General features: G+C 50.4%; 4 protein-coding genes. All 4 read left to right on the forward strand.

Annotated elements, in window-relative coordinates; translation table 11 throughout:
- The first annotated feature begins 60 nt into the window (after window positions 1-60).
- Genes H7T88_RS02845 through H7T88_RS02860 form a run of 4 tightly spaced genes read left to right on the forward strand, consistent with a single transcriptional unit; the run spans window position 61 to window position 25,860 of the window.
- Window positions 61-3,369 carry a non-ribosomal peptide synthetase gene (locus H7T88_RS02845; RefSeq protein ID WP_221786771.1) on the forward strand — a complete coding sequence of 1,103 codons (3,309 nt, stop codon included), beginning with the start codon at window positions 61-63 and terminating at the stop codon, window positions 3,367-3,369.
- The gene (locus H7T88_RS02850; RefSeq protein ID WP_221786773.1) at window positions 3,359-5,188 is read left to right on the forward strand and encodes an ABC transporter ATP-binding protein; all 1,830 of its coding nucleotides are present in this window, start codon (window positions 3,359-3,361) and stop codon (window positions 5,186-5,188) included. The genes H7T88_RS02845 and H7T88_RS02850 overlap by 11 nt, the downstream gene beginning before the upstream one ends.
- Window positions 5,185-6,918, forward strand: coding sequence for an ABC transporter ATP-binding protein (locus H7T88_RS02855; RefSeq protein WP_221786774.1), 1,734 nt, complete (start codon window positions 5,185-5,187; stop codon window positions 6,916-6,918). The genes H7T88_RS02850 and H7T88_RS02855 overlap by 4 nt, the downstream gene beginning before the upstream one ends.
- A 39-nt stretch (window positions 6,919-6,957) precedes the next feature.
- Entirely contained in the window at window positions 6,958-25,860 is an 18,903-nt protein-coding gene (locus H7T88_RS02860; protein WP_221786775.1) for a non-ribosomal peptide synthetase, read from the forward strand.
- Window positions 25,861-25,882 lie beyond the last annotated feature (22 nt).

A 25,882-nucleotide genomic window follows, 5' to 3' on the forward strand; every position in this document is an offset into this window, starting at 1 on the left:
AAAACAAACATTTTGGATCTGCGCGGGGCATGCGGTCACTTCATTTTAGAGGAGGTATCCATGAAATCTTTATTTGAAAAGGAAGAACAGTACTGGAGCAGCAAGTTTGATGCCAGTGACAGCCTGAGCTTCCTTCCTTACAGTCAATCCTCCAAATGTTCTGCAAGTGGGGAAGTCCAGGCCAAGCCGGGCTTGCTTCACCGCATTCTGCCAAGCGAGCTCTCGGAGAGAATTATTGGCCTAGCGAGTGGTTCCAATTTGGCGATATACATGGTTGCTTTGGCAGGAGTAAAAGGCCTGCTGTTCAAATATACAGGGCAGGGTCAAGTACTGGTCGGTATGCCTTCTTATCATGCAGAAGCGGATGAGATGCCGACGTCCCATGAAATCCTGGTCATCAAAACGGCTGTAAGCCATCAGACGACGCTTAAAACGTTACTTGGAGGAATTAAAACCTCCATCGGCGAGGCGCTGGAGCATCAGCACCTGCCTTTTCGGAAAATGGTGGAGCCGCTCCATCTGGGTTACACGAAGGACGGCTTCCCGGTCATTAATACCGTGGTCACCTTCGCCCCGATTCATCCTGAACCGCTGAGCAACCGGATGGTGAACGATATGATTTTTCGCTTCGACCGCGAAGACAGCTCGATCAAGTTGGAGATAAGCTATGACGGGCAGCGGTATGAGCATGCGTTTGTGGAACAGGCAGCCGACCATCTGGTTCGACTACTATCCTTACTTTTATTTCAGCCGGATCTGGAGATTGGACAAGCCGATGTACTATCTCCAGATGAGAGGGAAACGCTCCTGAATCAATTTAATGCCACCGAAACCGGATTTGAACGCGGGCAAACCATTCACGGCTTGTTTGAAGAACGGGCAGTGGTTTACCCGGATAACGTAGCTGTTGTCATGAATGAAGCGCAGCTGACTTACCGCGAATTAAACGAACGATCCAACCGCCTTGCGCGGAAGCTGCGGGAAACAGGAGTCAAAGCCGACCAACTGGTCGCGATTCTAGCTGAACGCTCGATTGATATGGTTGTTGGCATCCTAGCGATTCTCAAAGCCGGCGGGGCTTACGTGCCTGTCGATCCCGATTATCCAGAGGAGCGCATCCGATTCATGATTGAAGATTCAGGCGCACCGTTATTACTGATTCAAAAGCATTTGCATGAAAAGACCGACTTCGCAGGGACTCGGCTTGAATTAGATCATTTTGTTTGGGAAGAGAATGGGCTCGGCTCCGAAGGTACACTGGACTCTTCAAACTTAGAACCGATATCTGGATCGGGGAACTTGGCCTATGTTATCTACACGTCAGGAACGACTGGTAAACCTAAAGGAACGCTAATTGAGCATAAAAATGTCGTGCGCCTTCTGTTTAACGACAAGAACTTGTTCGATTTTGGGCCAGCTGACACATGGACACTGTTCCACTCCTTCTGCTTTGATTTCTCTGTTTGGGAAATGTACGGAGCGTTGCTGAATGGAGGTAAGCTGGTCATCGTACCACCGCTGACGGCGAAAAGTCCCGCTGATTTTCTGACGCTGCTAAGCCGCGAACAAGTTACGATTTTGAATCAGACGCCAACGTATTTTTACCAGTTGCTCCGTAAGGTCTTGGTCGATCATGCATATCATCTACGGATTCGTAACGTCATCTTCGGAGGCGAAGCGCTCAGTCCGTTATTACTCAAGGGTTACAAGACGAAGTACCCGGAGACAAAGCTGATCAACATGTACGGCATTACGGAAACGACTGTTCATGTGACATATAAGGAAATTACGTGGACCGAAATAGAGGCGGCGAAGAGTAATATCGGCAAGCCTATCCCTACGCTTCGTGTGTATGTTCTGGATGAAAACCGCCAACCCGTTCCAATTGGTGTAGCGGGTGAAATGTTCGTTGCCGGGGAAGGCCTTGCGAGAGGATACCTGAACCGTCCGGATCTAACAGAGGAGAAGTTCGTCAATTCCCCGTTTGTAAAGGGGGAGAAACTGTACCGCACGGGCGATTTGGCGACTTGGTTGCCAGACGGCAATATCGAATATCTGGGCCGGATCGACCATCAGGTGAAAATTCGTGGGTACCGGATCGAGTTGGATGAGATCGAGAACCAGATGCTGAAGATTGAAGCTGTGCAGGAAGCCAAAGTGCTTGATCGCGACGACGCGAACGGTAATAAGCTTCTTGTTGCGTATTACGTCGCAGAAACCAGGTTTTCGGCGCATGAACTTAAGGAGGAACTCTCCAAGCAACTTCCGGGGTATATGATTCCTTCTCACTTCGTTCAGCTTCAGCAGATGCCGCTGACCTCGAACGGGAAAATTGACCGCAAAGCATTGCCCGCGCCAGGGGAAACCGCGGCCAGGGAAGCCGAATATGTCGCGCCGAGAACGTTGCTTGAGATGAAAATCACCCGTGTATGGCAAGATACGCTTGCCGTTCCGCAGGTTGGCGTAAAGGATAACTTTTTTGAACTTGGAGGCAATTCGTTAAGCCTGATGAGGCTCGTTCAAGCTGTTTACGATGAAACAGGAATTGAGATCCCGCTGAACCGCGAGTTCCATCATTTCACCGTTGAAGCCATGGCTTTTGGAGAGGGAGATATGGGGCTAGATCAAGGGGGAGACTCTTTCATTAAGTTGAATAAAACAGGTGATCTTAACGTGTTCTGCTTCCCTCCCGGTAGCGGCTTCGGCATAGGTTACCGGGAACTCGCAAGTAGGCTCGATGGACGATTCATACTCTACGGTATTGATTTTATCGACGATGCCACCGATTACGAGTCCATGCTGAACCGCTATGTGGATGAGATTGTTCGCATCCAGCCAGAAGGGCCCTACGTGTTACTCGGTTATTGCTTTGGAGGCAACCTGACGTTTGAGGTAGCTAAAGTGATGGAAAAAAGAGGGCATGTCGTAACGGACGTGCTTATGGTGGACTCGTGGATTAAGGAAACGCTGACGCCTGCTGAAACGTCAGAGAAAGAGCTTGAAGAAATGCTTGCCGATTTTGACGAAGAAGAGAAGGAATTAATGAGTAACTCACTCGTACGGGAGCGGGTTCATCGTAAGGTTAAAGCGACCTTGATGTACGAGGCACAGCTTATTAATTCTGGAACGATCTCGGCCCGGATTTATGAATTGATTGCGAAGGACAGCGAGGCGTTTCGTCTGGAGCACCAATTGCCATCCTGGAGGCGTGCGACAAGGCAAGCTTACACCGACTATCGTTTGGAAGGCGCGCATGAAGAACTATTAGAGCTTGTGCGTGTGGACGAAACGGCCGTCGTCATCCGGGATATTTTAGAGCAAGTTAAGCGGCAGATCGAGGCGGAGGCTGGAGTACTGCATGGAAGCTGAGCGGCAACCATTCGTTCGAGAACAAGTCACAGCGGAACCTTCCAAGCGTCACACCGCTTACGCCACATGGAAAGCGTTTCGCTGGCTGATGTCTTATGTAGGCCGTCACAAGGGCTGGATGATCGTCGGTATATTGTCCGCAATTGCTGCGGCCGTCATTGAGATATGGACGGGAAGTCTGATCGAGCAACTGACCACGCAGGCCGAGAAAGGGGCAGGGCCAATCGTGTTACAGATCGTGTATGCGGTCTTTGTGGTCATCCTGATCGGTGTACCTGCGAAGTTTTTCATGAGTTTCGGCGTGGAGCGAAGCAGTGCCTCTGCGGTTCAGGATGTCCGTAACGATGTCATGCGTCATATTGGCAAACTTCGGGTCTCCGATTTGGAAAAGCAACACTCTGGTGACATGCTGTCACGGATCAACAATGATCTGCAGCTCATCCAGCAGTTTATGATTCGGGATTTTGCCCAGTGGTTCTATCATCCGCTATTGTTCATTGGCTGTTTTGCATATTTGATCTACCTCCAATGGGAGCTGATGCTGTACAGTCTGCTGTTATTTCCGGTAGCCTTGCTGGTTTCTCAGTGGATTGGCAAGCAATTGGAGCGGTTGACGGAGGAAGCTCAGACCAATATGGGCCGAATGAACGTTAACCTCCAGGATACGCTCGGGGGGATGCCTGTTGTAAAAAGCTACCTGTTATCCGGAATGTTATCTCGATCCTACCAAGTGTTGCTGCAATTGACAGCTCAAAAAAAACTGGCGGTAAAAAAGCGGGAAGCCTGGGTCAACCCGTTGCTTTCTACACTGATGATCAGTCCGATCATTTTTGCAGTCAGTTACGGAAGTTATTTGATCTATCAAGGGCAGTTAGGCGCGGGAGAACTTGTAGCCTTCTTATACTTGCTGAATCTGTGTCTGGAACCGCTGGAACATATTCCCGAGCTTATCACGCGTACGTTCGAAATGGCCGGTGCCTTGAGAAGGGTTTCCGACATCGTTGAGCAACCAACCGAAACAGAAAATGGCCGTTTAATTCCGAAGGCCAACGCAGCTCCTATTGAATTTAAGAATGTAACCTTCGGATATGAAGATCACTCTCCGATCCTGCGGAATGTTAGCTTCTCGGTACCGGAGGGTAAGACGATTGCTCTTGTCGGGGCGAGCGGCGGAGGGAAGAGCACGGTGTTTAAGCTGATTTGCGGCTTTTATCCGCTACCGGAGAAAAGCGAAGGTGAAATTCGCGTGTTTGGCAGCCAGATTGATGGTGCCGATCCGGAGCAACTGCGGTCACATTTCTCCGTGGTCACTCAGGATTCGTATTTGTTTAGCGGGACGATTGCCGAAAATATTGGCTACGGGCAGGAGGGAGCATCGATGGACGCGATTATTGAAGCTGCCAAAGTTGCTCAGGCGCATTCCTTCATTATGCAGCTCTCTGATGGATACCAGACGTATGTCGGAGAGCGCGGAGGATTTTTGTCCGGCGGACAGCGTCAGCGTATCGCCATGGCTCGGGCCTTTTTAAAGGATGCTCCCGTGCTGTTGTTGGACGAGCCTACGTCGGCCCTTGATCCGGAGTCGGAAAGTGCGATTCAGAAAGCTCTGGGTGTATTGATGAAACAGAGAACAACGATGGTTATTGCTCACCGACTTTCTACGGTACAAAGTGTCGACGAGATTTGGGTCATGGAACAGGGAAATATTGTGGAGAAGGGCACTCATGAACAATTACTGGGGATGAATGGGCTGTATGCCCAGTCTTACTACCAGGAGTTTACCGAGTCCGCCGAACGCAGGGAGGTGGCGCACACATGAAAAAGGGCGGATGGATCTCGCAAGTTAAAGAACTTGGCTATTTGCTGACATTTATGAACCGCAAGCAAAAAACTCAGTACGCCACCGGCCTGGCTGTAACGGCTCTCACCCAGACATTGTTTCTGATCGCCTTCAGTTTGGTCGTACATAACTTGGTTGATTTCGCCGTATCTCGAGACACGTCTCTGATGGTGAATGCTTTTATCATTTTGGGCACGGCGCTGTTTCTGGAAAATATCATTTCGCCCTGGTTCATTTACTTGTACCAGCGGAGTGTCGAGCTGACTGTACTGAACATCCGCGAGCGTCTTTATAACAAACTATGCCGAGTACGTCCGAGATTCCTGGAGCAAACGCACCACGGGGACTTGTTGTCGCGGGTGAACAACGACGTAACGACAGTTGAGTTTACATTTTCACAGGTTTACTTCGTTCTGTTGCTACAAGTTGTTTTTTGCATCGGCTCTATTGTTTCCATGGTGTTGATCGATTGGCGGTTTGCTGGCGTATCTTTTGTCATTCTGCTATTGTCCTCCGCGGTCAGCCTGAAATTTGCACGAGATATTCGTGTCTTGTCCGAACAAGGATTGCAAACGCTTGGTAAAATGACTGAAAAATTCAAAGATTTCATGGGCGGCATTCAGATGGTGAAACTGTTTCGAATCCGTTCGATTTATAGCCAGTATGAGACGTTGAACGAACAGATGACCCAGACGCTTCGGCAAACTGCACAGAAGAACGGCATGCAGGCTGCGGTGAATCATTTTATTAGTTACGTCACGTTCTGTGGCATTATCGTCATCGGTAGTCTTCTCTATGCCTATGGACTTATGGGAATGGGGAGTGTTGCTGCCCTGGCGGTTTTGCAAGTGAATCTGACGCACGCTTTATTGAACCTGGGGATGGTTCTGTCCATGACTCAGAATTCGCTCGCGGGGGCTCACCGGATTCAAGAGGTACTTGCAGAGGAAGAGGAACCAGAGCGACTAGGATCTCCAGATAGTAAACATTTTTCGGATGCTGCGGTGGAGTTTCGCGATGTGGAATTTTCCTATCAGATGGATAAAAAGGTGATTGAAGGCATGTCCTTGAAGGTGTTTCCCGGCCAGGTCGCAGCAATTGTGGGAGCCAGCGGTAGCGGCAAAAGTACGCTGATCAAGCTATTGCTCGGCTTTTATCCGGTGGACAGTGGAGAAATCCTGCTCCAAGGCAAAGCGTTTGGCCATTACACACTGGAGGAAATCCGCAGGCAGATTGCTTATGTTCCGCAGGAGCCGTTCTTGTTTGCAGGCACGATTGAGGAAAATATCCGCTATGGCAAGCCGGAAGCCACGGATGAAGAAGTTGTCGAAGCTGCCAAGGCGGCATACGCTCATCATTTTATTCAGGAACTTCCTGAGCAGTATCAAACGTCGGTTGGAGAGAGAGGCGCATCGTTGTCAGGCGGACAAAGGCAACGCATTGCGATTGCGCGGGCGATTCTTAAGAATGCACCAATTCTCCTGCTGGACGAAGCAACCTCTGCACTGGATAACGAATCCCAGCATTGGGTACAGCAGGCTCTGAACGTACTGATGAAGGGGCGTACGACTATTCTGATCGCGCACCGTCTCAGCGCCGTGGAACATGCAGATTTGATTACGGTTATGAACCAAGGGACAGTCGTTGAGCGGGGCCGGCATCAGGATCTGCTCGCGCTCGGAGGTTATTACGCCCGGCTTTACAGTTAGCTGATTTACAAACAATCTCTAAAACGGGAGTGTGTCGATGTGAGAGAAAATACCAACAAGCAATACGGATTAACGCAAGCCCAGCGCCGAATATGGTTTATGGAAATTATGAATCCGGGTACGTCCATCACGATGCTTTCCGCAACTTACCAAATTACGGGTGAGATTGACACACCGCTTCTGGAGCAAGCGACGGGTGAAATCGTCAAAACCTATGATGCTTTCCGCATCCGTCTTAGTGGAGATTTACAACATCCAACACAGTGGTTTGAAGAACTGGAGAATGTGCAAGCCAGGATAAGCCACCTCGAATTAGATACAACTGAACAATTTTATACATGGGTAAACGGAGTAAGCGAAAAACCGGTAAGCGTGTTTGACGAACACCTTTACCAATTTACAATTATTCATTTTGCAAATGGTCAGGTATGGCTTAATTTGACGATAAATCATATCATTGCTGACGGTTTGTCCGTAAATGCTTTGTTGCATGCCGTGATGGAAAAATATCTGAAACTGCGCAAAGACAAAGGTAAGGTAAAAGGCAAAGTCAAAGAGAATGAGAATGAGAATGGCAGAGATAAAGATATCTCAGGTAATGATCAGGCTCCCTCCTATTTGGATTATATTTCTGCTGAGCAAGAGTATGAGCAATCACAACGCTATCAAAAAGGCAAGGAATATTGGCTGACAAAGTACAGTACGTTGCCTGAAACGACGGGCATTAAATCGGTGCCATCATTCTCCGTTGGCAGTGAGTCCAATAAACTCGCCATCACTTTGGACGGTTCCCGGTATGAACGCATTCTGGCCTTCAGTGAACGATATCAGGTCAGCTTATATACGTTATTTCTGTCCACCATGTACGCCCTGCTGTACAAGCTGACTGACAGCACCGATGTGCCGGTCGGCACGGTTTTCGCCAATCGTACCAGCAAAAAGGAAAAAGAAACCATTGGTATGTTCGTCAGCACTGTGGCCACACGGATTCATCTTGATCCAGACGCTCATCTGATGTCCCTGATCCAGACCGTTTCCAAGGAAAATACGGCGGATCTACGGTATCAGAAATATCCGTATAACCAATTGATCCAGGATTTGCGTGAGCAACATGGACGCAACGATCTGTCGGAGCTTTTCCGCACATCTCTGGAATATCTGCCTCTGAAAATTGAGGAGTACGAAGAAATCAAAGTACGCCTGGAGGCTCATTTTGCCAGACATGAGATGGACGATTTGTTGCTGCGCTTCGACCATATGCTGAATGAAGGACATGTCATTCTGCATGCTTCTTACCGTACTGGCCTGTTCAAGAAGGCCGAAATTGATCGGATTATGGAACAGTATGTAACGGTTCTGGATCAGTTCCTTCAGACACCCGAACTACGGGTATGTGAACTTTCTCTGCTCAGTGATGAGGAGAGACATCGCATATTGAACGTTTTCAACCCGCCAGTGGCAGAACTCAGCGAGGCACAAGCGTTTCATCGATATATTGAAAAGTTTGCAAGGGAAATACCGGATCATCCTGCAGTCATCTATATGGATCAACAGCTGACGTATGGCGAGTTGAACGAGCGGGCCGAACGTCTGGCTTCTCTCCTTCGTGAACAGGGTGTGGGAAAGGAGAGCATTACAGGGATCTGGGCGGAACGTTCGGTCGAACTGCTGGTAGGGGTACTCGCTGTATGGAAAGCGGGCGGAGCCTATGTGCCGCTAGATCCTGATTATCCGGCAGAGCGAATCGAGTATATGCTAAGCGACAGCGAGGCATCGGTGTTGCTTACGCAACGTCATTTGTTGGAGCGGGCCGGAGGTTGGCTGGCTGATGACAGGCTGAAGCTTCAAGCGGTTTATGCCATGGACGATGAGCAGCTTTATACCGGGGACGCGGTTGGCATGGGATTTGACTCTGTCGACAGTGCTCCGCAAGACTTGGCTTATGTGATTTACACCTCGGGTACAACGGGACATCCGAAAGGTGTCATGGTTGAGCATGGCAGTCTCGTAAATACGGCGGATGCATACCGCCTTGAGTACCGATTGGATCAGTTCCCGGTACGGCTGCTGCAACTGGCGAGTTTCTCGTTTGACGTATTCGTCGGAGATATCGCACGCACGCTGTACAACGGGGGTACTATGGTGATTGTGCCGAAGGATGACCGGATTGATCCAAACCGATTATACGGCTGGATTCGGGATCAAAACATTACGGTATTTGAATCAACGCCTGCGCTCATTCTGCCGTTCATGCAACATATCTATGAAGAAAAGCTGGACGTTAGCTCCATGCAGTTGCTGATTACCAGCTCGGATGCTTGCAGTGTTAACGACTATCAATTGTTACAGGAAAGATTCGGCGGGCAATTCCGCATTATTAACAGCTATGGAGTGACGGAAGCGGCGATTGACAGCAGCTTTTACGATGAGCCGTTGGACAAACTGCCGACGTCGGGCCATGTGCCAATCGGCAAAGCTTGGCTGAACGCCAGATTCTATATTGTTGATGCTGCATTAAAGCCAGTGCCTATAGGGGTTCCGGGGGAACTTGTTATTGGTGGTGCTGGGGTAGCCCGCGGATACTGGAAACGTTCCGACTTAACCGCTGAGAAGTTTGTAGAGAGCCCGTTTGTACCGGGCGAACGTCTGTACCGGACAGGGGACTTGGCTCGTTGGCTTGAAGACGGAAACGTGGACTTCATCGGCCGGATCGATTACCAGGTGAAAATTCGCGGGTTCCGAATCGAACTCGGGGAGATTGAAACGGCTTTGCTACGTTATCCTGGCATTAAGCAGGCTGTAGTGATCGACCGTATGGATGAACAGGGGCAGAAGTATTTGTGTGGTTACGTTGCTAGCGATGTATCTTTGCAGATAAGCGATCTGCTGTCTCAATTGAAGGAAGAGCTACCTGTCCATATGATCCCGGCTCGATTCGTATCACTCGATAAGCTTCCCCTTACGCCGAACGGTAAAATTGATCGTAAAGGGTTGCCTGAACCGAGCGGAGAGGTAGAGGCAGGACATGAGTATATAGCACCTCGCACAGGGCTTGAAACAAGGATTGCGCTCATTTGGCAACAGGTGCTGGGTATTGCGCGAGTTGGCGTTCAAGATGATTTCTTCGACCTGGGAGGGCATTCCTTGCGGGCCTCCTCACTGGTTTCCAAGATTCGGAAGGAACTGCAAGTCGAGGTTCCGTTGCGGGATGTTTTTCGCTACACCACGATTGAACAGTTGGCCCAGAGAATCGGTGGCTTAAAGCAGCAGGAGACATACGAGATTACAAAGACAGCCCAGGCAGAGTACTATCCGGTTTCATCTGAACAAAAGCGTTTGTACATCCTGCGCCAGCTTGATGGAGCCGAGCGTAGCTACAATATGTCAGCGGCGCTTCTACTCGAAGGTGCATTGGATCATACGCGCGTCGAGCAAGTATTCCGGGCACTGATTCAGCGCCATGAGACGCTGCGCACCGGGATCGAGCAGGTTCAGGGCGAGCTTGTGCAGCGCATCTATGATGAGGTGCAGTTTGCCGTGGATTATTTCCAGGTGAACGAGCAGGAATTAGATCAAATGGTGGAGGCTTATTATCGCCCGTTTGATCTGACCAAGCCGCCACTTCTACGTATCGGCCTGATCCAAGTCGCCAAGAATCGCCACATTATGTTGTTCGATATGCATCATATCGTCTCCGATGGCATTTCGACTGCGTTGCTTTTCGACGAGTTCAGTCGTCTGTATCGGAGTGAAGCATTGGCTCCACTACACATTCAATACAAAGACTATGCTGTGTGGCAACATTCCGAAGCCTATGGGCTGATGCTTGAGCCGCAGAAGGAGTACTGGCTGGAACAGTTGTCGGGTGAATTGCCTGTTTTGGAGCTACCGACGGATTACCCGCGTCCTGCGGTGCAGAGCTTTGACGGCCGGACTGTAAAGTTTAATATCGGGAAAGAACGAACGGAGAAGTTGAAAGAACTTGCGGCACGGACGGGAACGACCCTGTATATGGTGCTACTGTCGGCGTACTCCATCCTTATGCATAAATATTCGGGCCAGGAAGATCTGATCGTAGGAACGCCGATTGCCGGAAGAACGCAAGAAGAAGTGCAACCTATCGTGGGAATGTTCATCAACACACTGGCCATTCGTAGCCGTCCAGAGCGTTCCAAGCTTTACCTTTCCTACCTTGATGAAGTTAAGGACATCACACTTGGGGCTTTTGAAAATCAAAATTATTTGTTCGAAGACTTGGTGGAGAGTCTGCACATTGCGCGCGCGACTGGCCGGAATCCGCTCTTTGATACGTTCTTCTCCCTGCAAAATACGGAGAACGAGCGAATTGTCATCGAGGGGCTTGAACAATCTTTTTATCCGCTGGAAAACCGAACATCCAAGTTCGATTTGCTACTAGATATTTCGGAGCTGGATGGTCAGCTTGAATGTCGGTTGGAGTACGCTACGGCTCTGTACAAACAGGAAACTGCGGAGCGGTTCGCCAGACATTATGACAAGTTGCTCGAAACCATCGTAGCAGCACCGGACAGGGACATTGCATCACTGGAAATGCTTACGGGTGAGGAAATCCACGAGCTGATGCACGGGTTTAACGATTCGGAGGCGGACTACCCACGTCAGAAAACCATTCACGGACTGTTCGAAGAACAAGCAGAGCTCTACCCGAATAACGTGGCGGCTGTTATGAATGAGAAGCAATTGACCTACCGCGAGTTAAATGAACAATCGAATCGCCTCGCACGAAAACTGAGGGAGACCGGAGTCGAAGCGGATCAGTTGGTGGCCATTTTGGCCGAACGTTCGCTTGATATGGTCGTCGGCATTCTGGCGATTCTCAAAGCGGGCGGAGCTTACGTGCCTGTCGATCCCGACTATCCGGAAGAGCGTATTCGTTTCATGATCGAGGATTCCGGTGCACCATTATTGCTGATTCAAAAGAAATTGCATGAGAAGACGGACTTCGCTGGAACTCGGCTTGAATTGGATGATTTTGTTTGGGGAGATGGCAAAGCGGACTTGGGAAGTGCGCTGGATGTCTCGAACTTGGAACCGATCTCTGGCCCGGGCAATCTGGCCTATGTCATCTACACATCGGGAACGACGGGCAAACCGAAAGGAACGTTGATCGAGCATAAAAACGTTGTGCGCCTCCTGTTTAATGACAAAAACCTGTTCGACTTTGGACCGTCTGATACGTGGACGTTGTTCCATTCGTTCTGCTTTGACTTCTCTGTCTGGGAAATGTACGGAGCACTACTGTACGGAGGTAAGTTGGTCATTGTACCACCGCTCACAGCGAAAAATCCAGCCGATTTCCTGGCACTGTTAGGCCGCGAACAAGTCACCATTCTGAACCAGACGCCAACGTACTTTTATCAACTGTTGCGGGAGGTATTGACGGATCATGCATATGATCTGCGGATTCGCAATGTCATTTTTGGGGGAGAAGCGCTTAGTCCATTGCTGCTCAAGGGCTACAAGACGAAATACCCTGATACGAAGCTGATCAACATGTATGGTATTACGGAGACAACGGTTCATGTGACGTATAAGGAAATTACGTGGGTCGAGATAGAGGCAGCCAAAAGTAATATCGGTAAACCGATCCCTACGCTGAGCGTATACGTTCTGGATGAAAACCGCCGTCCTGTGCCGATTGGCGTCTCCGGCGAAATGTATGTGGCTGGGGAAGGGTTAGCCAGAGGATATCTGAACCGTCCGGATCTGACAGCGGAGAAGTTCGTCGATTCCCCTTTTGCGGAGGGGGAGAAACTGTATCGCTCGGGTGATTTGGCGACCTGGCTACCGGATGGCAACATCGAATATCTAGGCCGGATCGACCATCAGGTGAAAATCCGCGGTTACCGGATTGAGCTGGACGAAATCGAGACTCAGCTTCTAAATGTAGAGGGCGTGGAAGAGGCAGTGGTGCTCGCTCGTGAGGACAGCGGAGGTGAGAAGGCGCTTGTCGCTTACTTTGTGGCGGATCGAACGCTGACAGTCAGTGCCATGAGAACTGCATTGGCGGAGGAAATGCCGGGATATATGATCCCGTCATACTTCGTGCAGCTGGAGCGTATGCCGCTGACGTCCAACGGTAAAGTCGATCGCAAATCATTGCCTGAGCCACAAGGTGGCATGGAAACAGGCGTTGAATACGTAGCACCGCGTAACCAGTTGGAGGCTCAACTCGTGAAAATTTGGGAGGAAGTGCTGGGCTATTCTGGCATTGGAGTCCTGAACAATTTCTTCGAGCTCGGAGGCCACTCCTTGCGGGCAATAAACCTTGTCAGCAAAATCAGGAAGGAGATGAACGTCGAACTCCCGTTACGTGATGTATTCCGCTATATGACGGTAGGGGCGATGGCCGAGGCTATTGCCAGCTTAGAAGTAACGAAACATACTTCCATTCCCAAAGCGGAGGACAAAGCATACTATCCGGTTTCTTCTGCGCAAAAAAGGTTGTATGTCCTAAACCAACTGGATAGCTTGGAGCTGAATTACAACCTCCCAAGCGCCTTGCGATTAGAAGGTGTTCTGGATGAAGCCAGAGTGGAAAGAGCACTGGATACGTTGATGGCCCGTCATGATATGTTACGCACCGGTTTTGAAATTGTAAATGGAGAGCCGGTTCAACGTATCCATCCACATGTCGCTTTCAAGATCGAGAAGCTTCAAGCCAGTGAAGATCAGATTGCGTCCATTCTTGAAGGCTTCATTCAGCCTTTTGACTTGAGCGCGCCGCCTTTGCTACGTGCCCTGCTGATCGAACTGGGAGAAGAGCAGTTCCTGCTCGCACTGGATATTCATCATATTGGTTCCGACGGCCTTTCTATGGACGTACTACTGCGTGAATTCGTGCGGCTTTACAATGGGGAAGAGTTACCGGAGATGCATATTCAATACAAGGATTATTCCGTTTGGCAACAATCCGAGGAGCAGCGACAGCGCGTTGAGCAACAGGAGGAATACTGGCGTGGGGTATTTAGCTCCGAGCTTCCGGTTCTTGAGCTACCATCTGACTTCTCGCGTCCAGCTGTTCAGCAGTTTGACGGTCAAACGCTCACGTTTACACTGGATGAAGCCAAAAGTGAAGCCCTTAAACGTCTTGCAGGTGATACGGGCTCAACGCTGTACATGCTTTTGCTGGCCGCATACTCCGTATTGCTTCATAAATATGCGGGACAGGAGGATATCGTAGTCGGCACGCCGATTGCCGCCCGTTCACACGCCGACCTGCAACCGATTATCGGCATGTTTGTCAACACGTTGGCTCTTCGTTTGGGTCCAGCGGCAGAGCGGACGTTCATGGAATACTTGCAGGAAGTGAAGGAAACAACACTTGGAGCCTATGAGCATCAGGACTATCCGTTTGAGGAACTGGTGGAAGTACTTCAGGTGAACCGGGATTTGAGCCGGAATCCGCTGTTTGATACGATGTTTTCTTTACAAAAGCACGAGAGCTTGGATTTAAAGATGGAAGGTTTGCAATGGGCGCTATTCGACATCGAGGAGAAGACAGCAAAGTTTGATCTTAGCTTGGATATCGTGGAAGCGGGGAGAGAACTGGTTTGCAAGATTGAGTATGCTACCTCGCTATTCAGACCTGAAACGATCGTACGGCTGGCAGGGCATTACGAGCATCTTCTGGAGTCGATTCTGGCTCAGCCTGGAGCACGGATTGCGGATCTGGATTTCCTGACGGATGACGAAAAGCATGATTTGCTGGTTGGGTTTGACGTGTCGTCTCTGGCTCTCGCGAAACAATCCTCCGAAGAGGAAGAGGGCACAGATCCGGAAGCACATGAAGCTTGGCGGGAGAGAACATTCCACGAGCGATTTGAGCAACAGGCGGAGCGTACGCCAGAAGCGCTGGCCGTTGTCTACGAAGATAGCAAGCTGACATATGCGGAGCTGAACGCCAAAGCGAACCGTGTGGCATATATACTGCGGACGCACGGAGTGAAGCCTGAGCAGGTGGTTGGCATTTTGGCTGGTCGTTCCACGGAGCTATTGATTGGGGTGCTTGCCGTATGGAAGGCAGGCGGCGCTTATGTACCGCTTGACCCGGATTACCCTGCTGAACGAATTGAGTATATGCTCGCGGACAGTGGTGCATCTGTCCTGCTCACGCAGACTTGCCTGCTGGAGCAAACAGAAGTCTGGCGTACTGATACAAATCTGATGCTGCAAACGGTGCTTGCGCTTGATGACGAGACAACGTACGGACTTGCAGGGGAAAATGGGGCTGTAGGTACACAAGCTTGGGGTGAAACATGCGCTGAAGAGAGAGCTACGTTGCAGGCGGAAGTGGAATTGGCTGCTGCCCAAACCTCTGCCACAGCAGAAGCTGAGAAGCGCACACAAGTAGCAGATCCGGCATCCAATCCTGCAAATGTGAACAAGGCGGGTGATTTGGCTTACGTCATTTACACCTCAGGTACAACAGGCCAACCGAAGGGCGTGGCAGTGGAACACCGTAGCTTGGTGAACACGGCATCTGGCTACCGGAGGGAATACCGTCTAGATCAGTTTCCGATCCGGTTATTACAGCTCGCGAGCTTTTCGTTCGACGTGTTCGTCGGCGATATTGCGCGCACGCTGTATAATGGCGGCACCATGGTCATCGTACCGAAGGATGACCGAATTGATCCAAGCCGGCTGTACGGCTGGATTCGTGACTATGCCATAACGGTGTTTGAATCGACTCCGGCGTTAATCATACCGTTTATGGAACATGTGTATGCCGAAGGTCTCGATATCAGTTCGATGCAGTTACTGATCACAAGTTCCGATGCGTGTAGCGTAGCAGATTACCGTACTTTGCAGGAGCGCTTCGGATCCCAGTTCCGTATTATTAACAGCTACGGCGTAACGGAAGCCGCGATTGACTCCAGCTTCTATGATGAGCCGATGGAGAAACTGCCAAAGACGGGGAGTGTGCCGATCGGGATGGCTTGGCTGAATGCCAAGTTCTATATCGTGGATGCGAACCTGAAGCCGGTGCCAATCGGCGTACTCGGGGAGCTTGTTATTGGCGGTGTGGGTGTAGCCCGCGGTTATTTGAACCGTCCGGATTTGACGGCGGAAAAATTCGTAGATAGCCCGTTCTCTGCTGGAGAGCGGTTGTACCGGACGGGTGACCTGGCCCGCTGGATGCCGGATGGAAACGTAGATTTCATCGGTCGGATCGACAACCAGGTGAAAATTCGCGGCTATCGGATCGAGCTTGGTGAGATTGAAGCAACCATGAACAATGTGGCTGGTGTGCGTCAAGCACTTGTCATGGATCGGATGGATGAGCGGGGACAGAAATATTTGTGTGCGTATGTCGTAGCGGATTCAAGCTTCGATCTGGAAGGGCTGGTGGCTCATCTGGACACAACCCTGCCTTCCCATATGGTGCCTGCGCGCATGATGCGTCTGGATCAGATGCCGCTTACGCCGAACGGAAAGGTAGACCGAAAAGCGTTACCTGTGCCGGAAGGGAGTATTCGCGCCGAGGTTGCATACACGGCACCACGTACTAATGCCGAGCAAGCACTTGCGTTAGTATGGCAGTCTGTACTTGGTGTGGATCAGGTCGGCACAAAGGACAATTTCTTTGCGCTCGGCGGTGATTCGATCAAGGCCTTGCAGGTATCGTCCCGTCTTTTGCAAACGGGCTACAAGTTGGTCATGAAAGATTTGTTCCATTACCCGACAATTTCTGCCCTTAGCTTAAGGCTGCAAACGGTGGAAAAAACGGCTAGCCAAGCCGAAGTAACGGGTGAGGTGATCTTAACTCCGATTCAGCACTGGTTCTTTGGACAAAATCCGGCTGACGTGCATCATAGCAACCAGGCGTTCATGCAATTTTCCAAGCAAGGTTTTGACGAAGAAGCATTACGCCATGCGATGCATCAGCTAGTTGTGCATCACGACGCTCTCCGCACGGTTTACCGTCAAAGCGAGAACGGTTGTACAGCTTGGAACCGAAGCGCCCTGGAGAATGAAGCGCTGTTCGATCTGGAAGTTATCGATCTCAAGGGAGTCCGCGACGTTAAAGAAACGGTAGAGGCTAAGGCGAATGACATTCAAGCGAGCATCGATCTGGAAAACGGCCCCTTGGTGAAGCTCGGTTTGTTCCGCTGTGACGACGGCGATCATCTGCTCATTGCGATTCATCATCTGGTTGTAGACGGTGTATCCTGGCGGATTCTGCTTGAGGATTTGGCTACTGGCTATGAGCAGGCTATGCAAGGACAGCCAATTCGTCTACCGCTCAAAACGGATTCATTCCAAACGTGGGCAAAACAACTTGCTGATTATGCCAACAGCTCGGCAATAGATAGCGAAAGAGCGTACTGGCAACAAGTCGAGCAATTGACCTATGAATCGCTTCCGAAAGATTTTGAACAAGGCAGATCCAGGCTGAAGGACAGCGGGATTGTGACTGTTCGCTGGTCAGCAGAGGAAACGGAACAGTTGCTGAAGCAGGCACACCGTGCATACCATACGGAAATGAACGATCTGCTGCTGACTGCGCTTGGCCTTGCGGTACAAGCTTGGAGCGGTCAGGAACGTGTGCTGGTGAATCTCGAAGGCCACGGCCGGGAAGAACTTTTGCCAGATGTGGACATTACACGTACAGTAGGCTGGTTTACAAGTCAATTCCCTGTTGTACTGGAGCTGAGTCATGTTCAGGCTCTCGGTCATCAGGTAAAGCAGGTGAAAGAAAGCTTGCGCCGTATTCCGAACAAAGGAATCGGTTATGGCATCCTGCGTTATTTGTCGGCACCGCGTGACGGTGAGGCCTTTACTTTGGAACCAGAGATCAGCTTTAACTATTTGGGTCAGTTCGACCAGGATGTCGAAAGCAACGGGGTGCAGCCGTCTCCATTCAGTGCGGGCGCGGATTCAAGCCCGAATGCAGTGATGGATTTTGTCCTCGATATCAATGGTATGGTGTCAGAAGGCATGCTGGAATTCACGATTCGTTACGGGGAGACCCAGTATAAACGGGAAACGATAGAGAAATTAGGCACCTTGCTTCAAACGAGTTTACGCGAAGTCATTCTTCATTGTGTTTTGAAAGAGCGACCAGAGCTTACACCTAGTGATGTACTGCTTCAAGATGTGACAGTGGAGGAATTAAATCAGTTAGCTGAACAGACGGCGGCGATGGGCGAAATGGAGAATGTGTATATCCTGACTCCACTGCAAAAAGGGATGTTGTTCCACAGCCTGCTGGATGCTGATTCGGAAGCGTACTTCGAACAGGTGACCTTCGATCTGTACGGAAGCTTGAATGTCGAAGCCTTTGCTAAAGGATTGGATACGTTGGTGCAACGGAATGAGGCATTGCGGACCAACTTTATTACGGGCTGGAGAGACGAGCCGATTCAAGTGGTATTCCGTGAGCGAAAGTGTGAAGTGTACTTTGAAGATATTCGCTCGGTAAGCGGTGAAGACATGGAGAAGACCATAGCCGATTTCGTTAGCGCGGATAAAGCGAACAAGTTCGATTTGGCTCAAGGCTCTTTGATGAGAGTGACCGTATTGCGTACAGGCGACGAGTCCTACCATGTGATCTGGAGTCACCACCATATTTTGATGGACGGCTGGTGCATGTCCTTTATGATCAAGGAAGTGTTCGAAACCTACTTCGCGTTGCAAGAGAATCGGAAGCTGGAGCTTCCACCGGTTACTTCGTACTCCAAATATATCGAATGGCTGGAAACGCAAGATGTTGCGAAAGCTTCACACTACTGGTCCGAGTATTTGAAGGGTTACGACGAGCAGACCAGACTGCCTCAGGAAAAAATGAAGCTGAATCAGCATGCTTTTGAGATGGCTGAAATGGATGTGGAACTCAGCAAGGAATTGACCGGGAAAATCGAACGGGTGGCACGCCAGCAGCAGGTGACGCTTAATACCTTCATGCAAACCGTATGGGGACTGGTTCTGCAAATATACAACAACAGTGAGGATATCGTATTCGGCTCGGTCGTATCCGGGCGTCCGGCTGAAATTCCAGGCATCGAAAGTATGATTGGTTTATTTATTAATACCATTCCGGTTCGTATTCAAAGCAAAGCATCGGAAACGATAGCTAATATTTTGAGAAATACTCAGGATCAGGCACTGACATCGGGAACTTATGAGACATATCCGTTGTTCGAAATTCAGTCGCTGAGTAAGCAAAAGCGCGACTTGATCAACCATATCATGGTCTTTGAAAATTATCCGATGGAGGAACAGATTGAGCAGGTTGTTGGCGGGGACAAAGAAGCGCTGAAAATCGCTAACATCCAGTCACCGGAGCAAACCAATTACGACCTGGACATTACTGTCATTCCGGAAGAGCATATTTGGCTACGGTTTACGTACAATGCACTGACCTTCAGAGAAGAAGATATCAGGTCAATCCACGGTCATTTTGCCCGGGCACTGGAGCAGGTCGCAGCTAATCCGAACATCCGTGTGAATCAGTTGGAACTGCTGACAGCGGCAGAAAAAGAACAAATTCTCGGTGGCTTTAATCCTGCACAACCAGAAGCAGAAACGGCTCCTGTGCTTGCGTTCCACCGTCTGTTTGAGGAACAGACGCAGCGCGTGCCTGAATCGGAGGCGGTCGTTTACGAAAACGACCGCCTAACGTATACGGAACTGAACGAGCGGGCGAACCGTTTGGCCGCTACACTGCGCGCAAGTAGCATCGGTCGTGAATCCATCGTCGGCATTCTTGCCGAACGTTCGGTGGATTTGCTGGTAGCCGTGCTCGCTGTCTGGAAAGCAGGCGGCGCGTATGTACCGCTCGATCCGGATTACCCGGCAGACCGTGTGCGGTTCATGCTCGAAGACAGTGGAGCAAAGGTACTACTCACCCAGAAACCACTTCAAGAACGTGCCGAAGCTTGGCTCGTTGAAGAGGAACTGGCTTTGTCTGCAGTGCTGTACCTCGACGACGAAGTATCCTACAGCGATGAGCAGGCCAATGCCCCGATGAGTTCTGATATGAATGATTTCCACGAAGCTCGACCAGAGGATCTGGCCTACGTAATCTATACGTCGGGAACGACAGGACAGCCTAAAGGCGTTATGATCGAGCACCGCAGTTTGGTGAATACGGCGGCAGGGTACCGGAGGGAATATCGATTAGATCAGTTCCCGGTGCGGTTATTGCAGCTTGCCAGCTTCTCGTTTGACGTGTTCGTGGGCGATATTGCGCGCACGCTGTATAACGGAGGCACGATGGTCATTGTGCCGAAGGATGACCGGATCGATCCGTCTCGTTTGCACCACTGGATTGAGCAAGAGCAGGTCACTATTTTTGAATCGACGCCAGCGCTGATTGTGCCATTTATGGAATATGTGCATGAGCTGGGGCTGAATATGAGCGGGATGGAGCTGCTTATCACAAGTTCGGACAGCTGCAGCGTAGCAGATTATCGAACCTTGCAGGAACGCTTTGGCTCGCAATTCAGAATTATCAATGCTTATGGTGTAACGGAAGCGGCGATTGACTCCAGTTTCTACGACGAGTCACTGGAAATGCTTCCCGAGACGGGGCATGTGCCTATCGGAAAAGCATGGCTAAATGCGAAGTTTTACATTGTGGATGCACACCTGAATCCGGTGCCTGTCGGGGTGCTGGGCGAACTGGTTATTGGCGGGATTGGGGTCGCGCGCGGATACTTGAACCGTCCAGAGTTGACGGAAGAGAAGTTCGTAGACAGCCCGTTCTCAGCAGGTGAGCGTTTGTATCGCACGGGAGACTTGGCAAGGTGGACGAAAGACTGCAATGTGGATTTCATTGGTCGGATGGACAACCAGGCAAAAATCCGGGGTTACCGGATTGAAACAGGCGAAGTCGAAGCAAAGTTGCTGCGTGCAACGGGTGTGAAGGAAACCGTCGTTGTAGTAAGGGAAGATCAAGAAGGTCAGAAAGCGTTGTGCGCCTATTATACTGCGGAAGAAGGCTTAACCGTAGCAGACCTGAAACGAGCCATCTCAAGCGAGTTGCCGGGGTACATGATCCCGTCATACTTCGTAGAAATGGAGCATCTGCCTCTGACGCCGAATGGAAAAATCGACAGGAAGGCACTGCCGGCACCAGAGACGGGAGCAGATGGAGGTCGTGAATATGTGGCTCCGCGCACCGAACTGGAGGCCAAGCTGGCTGTTATCTGGCAAGATGTGCTTGTGCGGGAGAAAGCAGTGGGCGTAACCGACAATTTCTTCGATCTGGGCGGACACTCTCTGCGGGCGACAACGCTGGTCAGCAAAATGCATAAAGAGCTAGGCGTACAATTCCCGCTTCGCGACGTATTCCGCTACTCCACGGTTGAGGAAATGGCCACGGCTATGGAGAAGCTGGAGAACGGCTCGTTCACAGCTATTCCGGTTGCGGAACCGAGCGCGTATTATCCGCTCTCTTCCGCTCAGAAACGTCTTTATATTTTGAACCAGCTGGAAGGAGCCGAGCTGAGCTACAACATACCGGGAGCTATGTTGCTCGAAGGTGAGCTTGACCGACAGCGGTTTGCGGAAACATTCCGTGAACTCGTAGCTCGTCATGAAACGCTGCGTACTGGCTTTGAGATGATAAAAGGCGAAGCCATTCAGCAGATTTATGATGAAGTCGTCTTCGATGTGGAATATGTGCATATCAGCGGAGATCAAGCGGAAGAGACGGTGCGCCAATTCGTTCGTCCGTTTGATCTTGCGAAGCCGCCACTGCTGCGTGTAGGTCTTGCCGAACTGGCGCCGGACCGGCATATTCTGATGTTTGATACGCATCATATCGTATCTGACGGTGTCTCAATAGACGTACTAATCGAAGAATTCGTACATTTGTACAGCGGTAAGTCGCTTGATCCGCTCCGCATTCAGTACAAAGATTACGCGGTATGGCAACAATCAAACGAGCAGAAGGCGCAGCTTGCTAAGCAAGAAGCCTACTGGCTGGACATGTTCCGCGGAGAACTGCCGGTTTTGGAATTGCCGACTGACTATCCGCGCCCGACAATGCAGCGTTACGAGGGACGTACACTTCAATTGTTTATGAATAGCGAGCAAAGCGAGGGTCTGAAACGACTTGCATCCGAGAACGGTGCAACACTTTACATGGTTCTACTTGCTGGATATACGATATTGTTGCAGAAATACACAGGACAAGAAGACGTGGTCGTCGGTACACCGATTGCGGGAAGAAATCATAGTGACGTTCAGCCATTGATCGGTATGTTCGTTAATACTTTGGCTATTCGCAGTTATCCGGCTGCCGATAAGACGTTCCTAGACTATTTGAAGGAAATCAAGGAGACCACCCTGGGTGCTTTTGAACATCAGAATTATCCGTTTGAAGAACTGGTAAATAAGGTGAGTGTGGCTCGGGACCTAAGCCGTAATCCGTTGTTTGATACGATGTTTGCTTTGCAGAATACAGAGAATTTGGAAATCCAGCTTCCTGGACTCCGCTTATCGACGTACGCCAGCGAAGAGATTGTTTCTAAATTCGATCTAAGTTTAGACGTGACGGAGATTGAGGAAGGGTTGGAATATCTGTTTGAATATGCCACAGCTCTTTATAAAACCGAAACGGTGGAGAAAATGGCATCTCATTACTTGCAACTACTCGAATCCATTCTCCGTAACCCGTTAGGGACCATTGCTGAATTGGATCTCTTAACCACTGTGGAAAAAGAACAAATTCTCTGCGCGTTTAACCCGGCGCTTTCAGAAGTGGAAGCTGCTCCTGCAGCTACGTTCCACCGTCTGTTCGAGGAACAGGCGCAACAAGCGCCTGAATCGGAGGCCGTTGTGTACGAGAACGACCGTCTAACGTATGCGGAGCTGAATGAGCGGGCGAACCGTTTGGCCGCTACACTGCGTGCAAGCGGCATCGGCCGTGAATCCATCGTCGGTATTCTTGCCGAACGTTCGGTGGATTTGCTGGTAGCCGTGCTCGCTGTCTGGAAAGCAGGCGGCGCGTATGTACCGCTCGATCCGGATTACCCGGCAGACCGTGTACGGTTCATGCTGCAAGACAGCGGAGCGAAGGTGCTACTCACGCAAACGCCACTGCGAGAGCGTGCCGAAGCTTGGCTCACAGCAGAGGAACTGGCGTTGTCTGCAGTGTTGTATCTCGATGACGAAGCATCCTACAGCGAGGAGCGGGCCAATGCGCTGATGAGTTCTGGTATGGACAGCTTCCACGAAGCCCGTCCAGAGGATTTGGCCTACGTGATCTATACATCGGGAACAACAGGACAGCCCAAAGGCGTCATGATTGAGCACCGCAGTCTGGTGAATACGGCGGCAGGATACCGACGGGAATATCGGTTGGATCAGTTCCCGGTACGGCTATTGCAGCTAGCCAGCTTCTCGTTTGATGTGTTTGTGGGCGATATTGCGCGCACGTTATACAACGGAGGCACGATGGTCATTGTGCCGAAGGACGATCGGATTGATCCGTCTCGTCTGCACTACTGGATTGAGCAGGAGCAGGTGACCATTTTTGAATCGACGCCAGCGCTGATTGTGCCGTTTATGGAATATGTGCATGAAAATCAGCTGGATATGAGTCAGATGGCGTTGCTCATCACAAGTTCAGACAGCTGCAGCGTAGCCGATTATCGAACCTTGCAGGAACGATTTGGCTCTCAATTCCGAATCATCAACGCCTATGGTGTAACGGAAGCAGCAATCGACTCCAGTTTCTACGATGAGCCACTGAAAATGCTTCCCGAGACAGGGCATGTGCCTATCGGAAAAGCGTGGTTAAATGCGAAGTTTTACATTGTGGATGCGCACCTGAATCCGGTGCCTATCGGGGTGTTGGGCGAACTGGTTATTGGCGGAGTTGGGGTCGCGCGCGGATACTTGAATCGTCCAGAGCTGACGGAAGAAAAGTTCGTAGACAGCCCGTTCACAGCAGGTGAGCGTTTGTATCGCACGGGAGACTTGGCGAGATGGACGAAAGACGGCAACGTGGACTTTATCGGTCGGATGGACAACCAGGCCAAAATCCGGGGTTACCGGATCGAAACGGGCGAGATCGAGTCACAACTCTTGCGGGTGGAAAATGTACGCGAAACCGTGGTGCTGGTTCGAAATGACGCAAACGGGCAGAAAGTGCTATGTGCATATTACACATCGGATACAGGAACGGATCTGGCAGTAAATGATCTGCGCGGCGCGTTGGCCCAGGAGTTGCCAGGTTATATGATCCCATCTTACTTTGTAGAACTGGAAAACTTGCCACTAACGCCGAATGGGAAAGTTGACCGGAAGGCATTGCCAGCGCCAGAAGAAGGAGCTGGAGGAGGACGCGAATACGTGGCGCCGCGAACCAAGCTAGAAGCGAAACTGGTCGCCATCTGGCAGGACGTGCTCGGACCAATAACAATAGGTGTAACGGATAACTTCTTTGATCTTGGTGGGCACTCCTTACGGGCAACAATGCTGGTTAGCAAGGTGCACAAGGAGTTGAGTGTAGACTTGCCGTTGCGCGATGTGTTCCGACACTCGACGATTGAAGCGATGGCTGAAATAATCAGTCAATTGGAGTGGCAGGAACACCGATCCATTCCGGTGCTGGATCAGAAGGATTACTATCCGCTTTCCTCCGTGCAAAAACGGTTGTACATCCAGCAACAGATGGAGGGTGCGGAGCTTAGTTACAACATGTCAGGCATGACGGTTCTCGTCGGGTGTTTGGAACGGAATCAATTCGAGTCCGCGCTCAAAGGATTAATCGCTCGTCATGAAGTTTTGCGAACTGGCTTCGAAATGGTGGACGGTGAACCCGTACAACGAATTTATCCGAACTTGGAGTTTGCCGTCGAGTATACCAAAGCGACAGAAAGTGAAACGAGAAATATCGCAGACGGATTTGTGCGAGTCTTTGATTTGGAGCGGCCGCCGCTGCTACGTGTGGGCTTAGTTGAATGGGAAGCAGAGCGGCACTTGCTTATGCTGGACATCCATCATATCATCACGGATGGCATGTCGATGGGCATATTCGTCGAAGAACTCTTACGTCTGTATAACGGCGAGACTCTTGAACCGCTTCGAATTCAATACAAGGAATATGCCGCTTGGCAACAGTCTGAGCCTGTAAAAGAACAGCTGAAACGTCAGGAAGCCTATTGGCTGGACGTGCTGGAAGGCGAACTGCCGACGCTTGAACTGCCGACGGATTTTGTCAGACCTGTCACTCGCAGCTTTGAGGGAGATGTGCTACCTTTCAATATCGACCAGCAGATGACGGAAAGCTTGGAACGCATCGCCAGTCAGAACGGTGCTACTCTTTATATGGTATTATCGGCGGCCTATTCTATCCTGCTCAGCAAGTACTCGGGGCAAGAAGACTTCATTGTAGGCACGCCGGTTTCGGGTCGCACACATACCGACTTGGAGCCACTGATCGGAATGTTTGTCAACACGTTGGCCATTCGCCATTATCCTTCGGGGGAGAAGACATTCCTTGCTTACTTGAACGAAGTCAAAGAAACGATGCTGGGGGCTTACGATCACCAGGATTATCCGTTTGAGGAGCTTGTGAAGAAACTTCAGGTACCGCGAGATCTAAGCCGCAATCCTGTATTCGATGTCATGTTTGCTCTGGAAACGAAGGAAGATAACGTTCAAAGCTTCGGAGAGATCCAGATCGAATCTTATCCGGAAAAGCATACAGTTGCTCAATTCGATCTGACTTTGGTCATTTCGATGCTAGATGAGGGGATGACCGGGCAGTTTGAATATGCGACCAAGTTGTTTACACGCAATCTGATCGATAATTTCGCTCAGGATCTGCTCGGAATCATCAGCCAGATTGGCGAACAGCCTTCGATGTTGCTGAAGGATATTTCCCTGAACGGTCAATCTGAACAGGAACAAGATGAGCTAGAGGCCATTGATATTATGTTCTAATCTTATACCCGGCTTGGGTGTA

Source organism: Paenibacillus cucumis (ex Kampfer et al. 2016), from assembly GCF_019748695.1.
In the GTDB taxonomy this organism is placed as follows: Bacteria; Bacillota; Bacilli; order Paenibacillales; family Paenibacillaceae; genus Paenibacillus; species Paenibacillus polysaccharolyticus.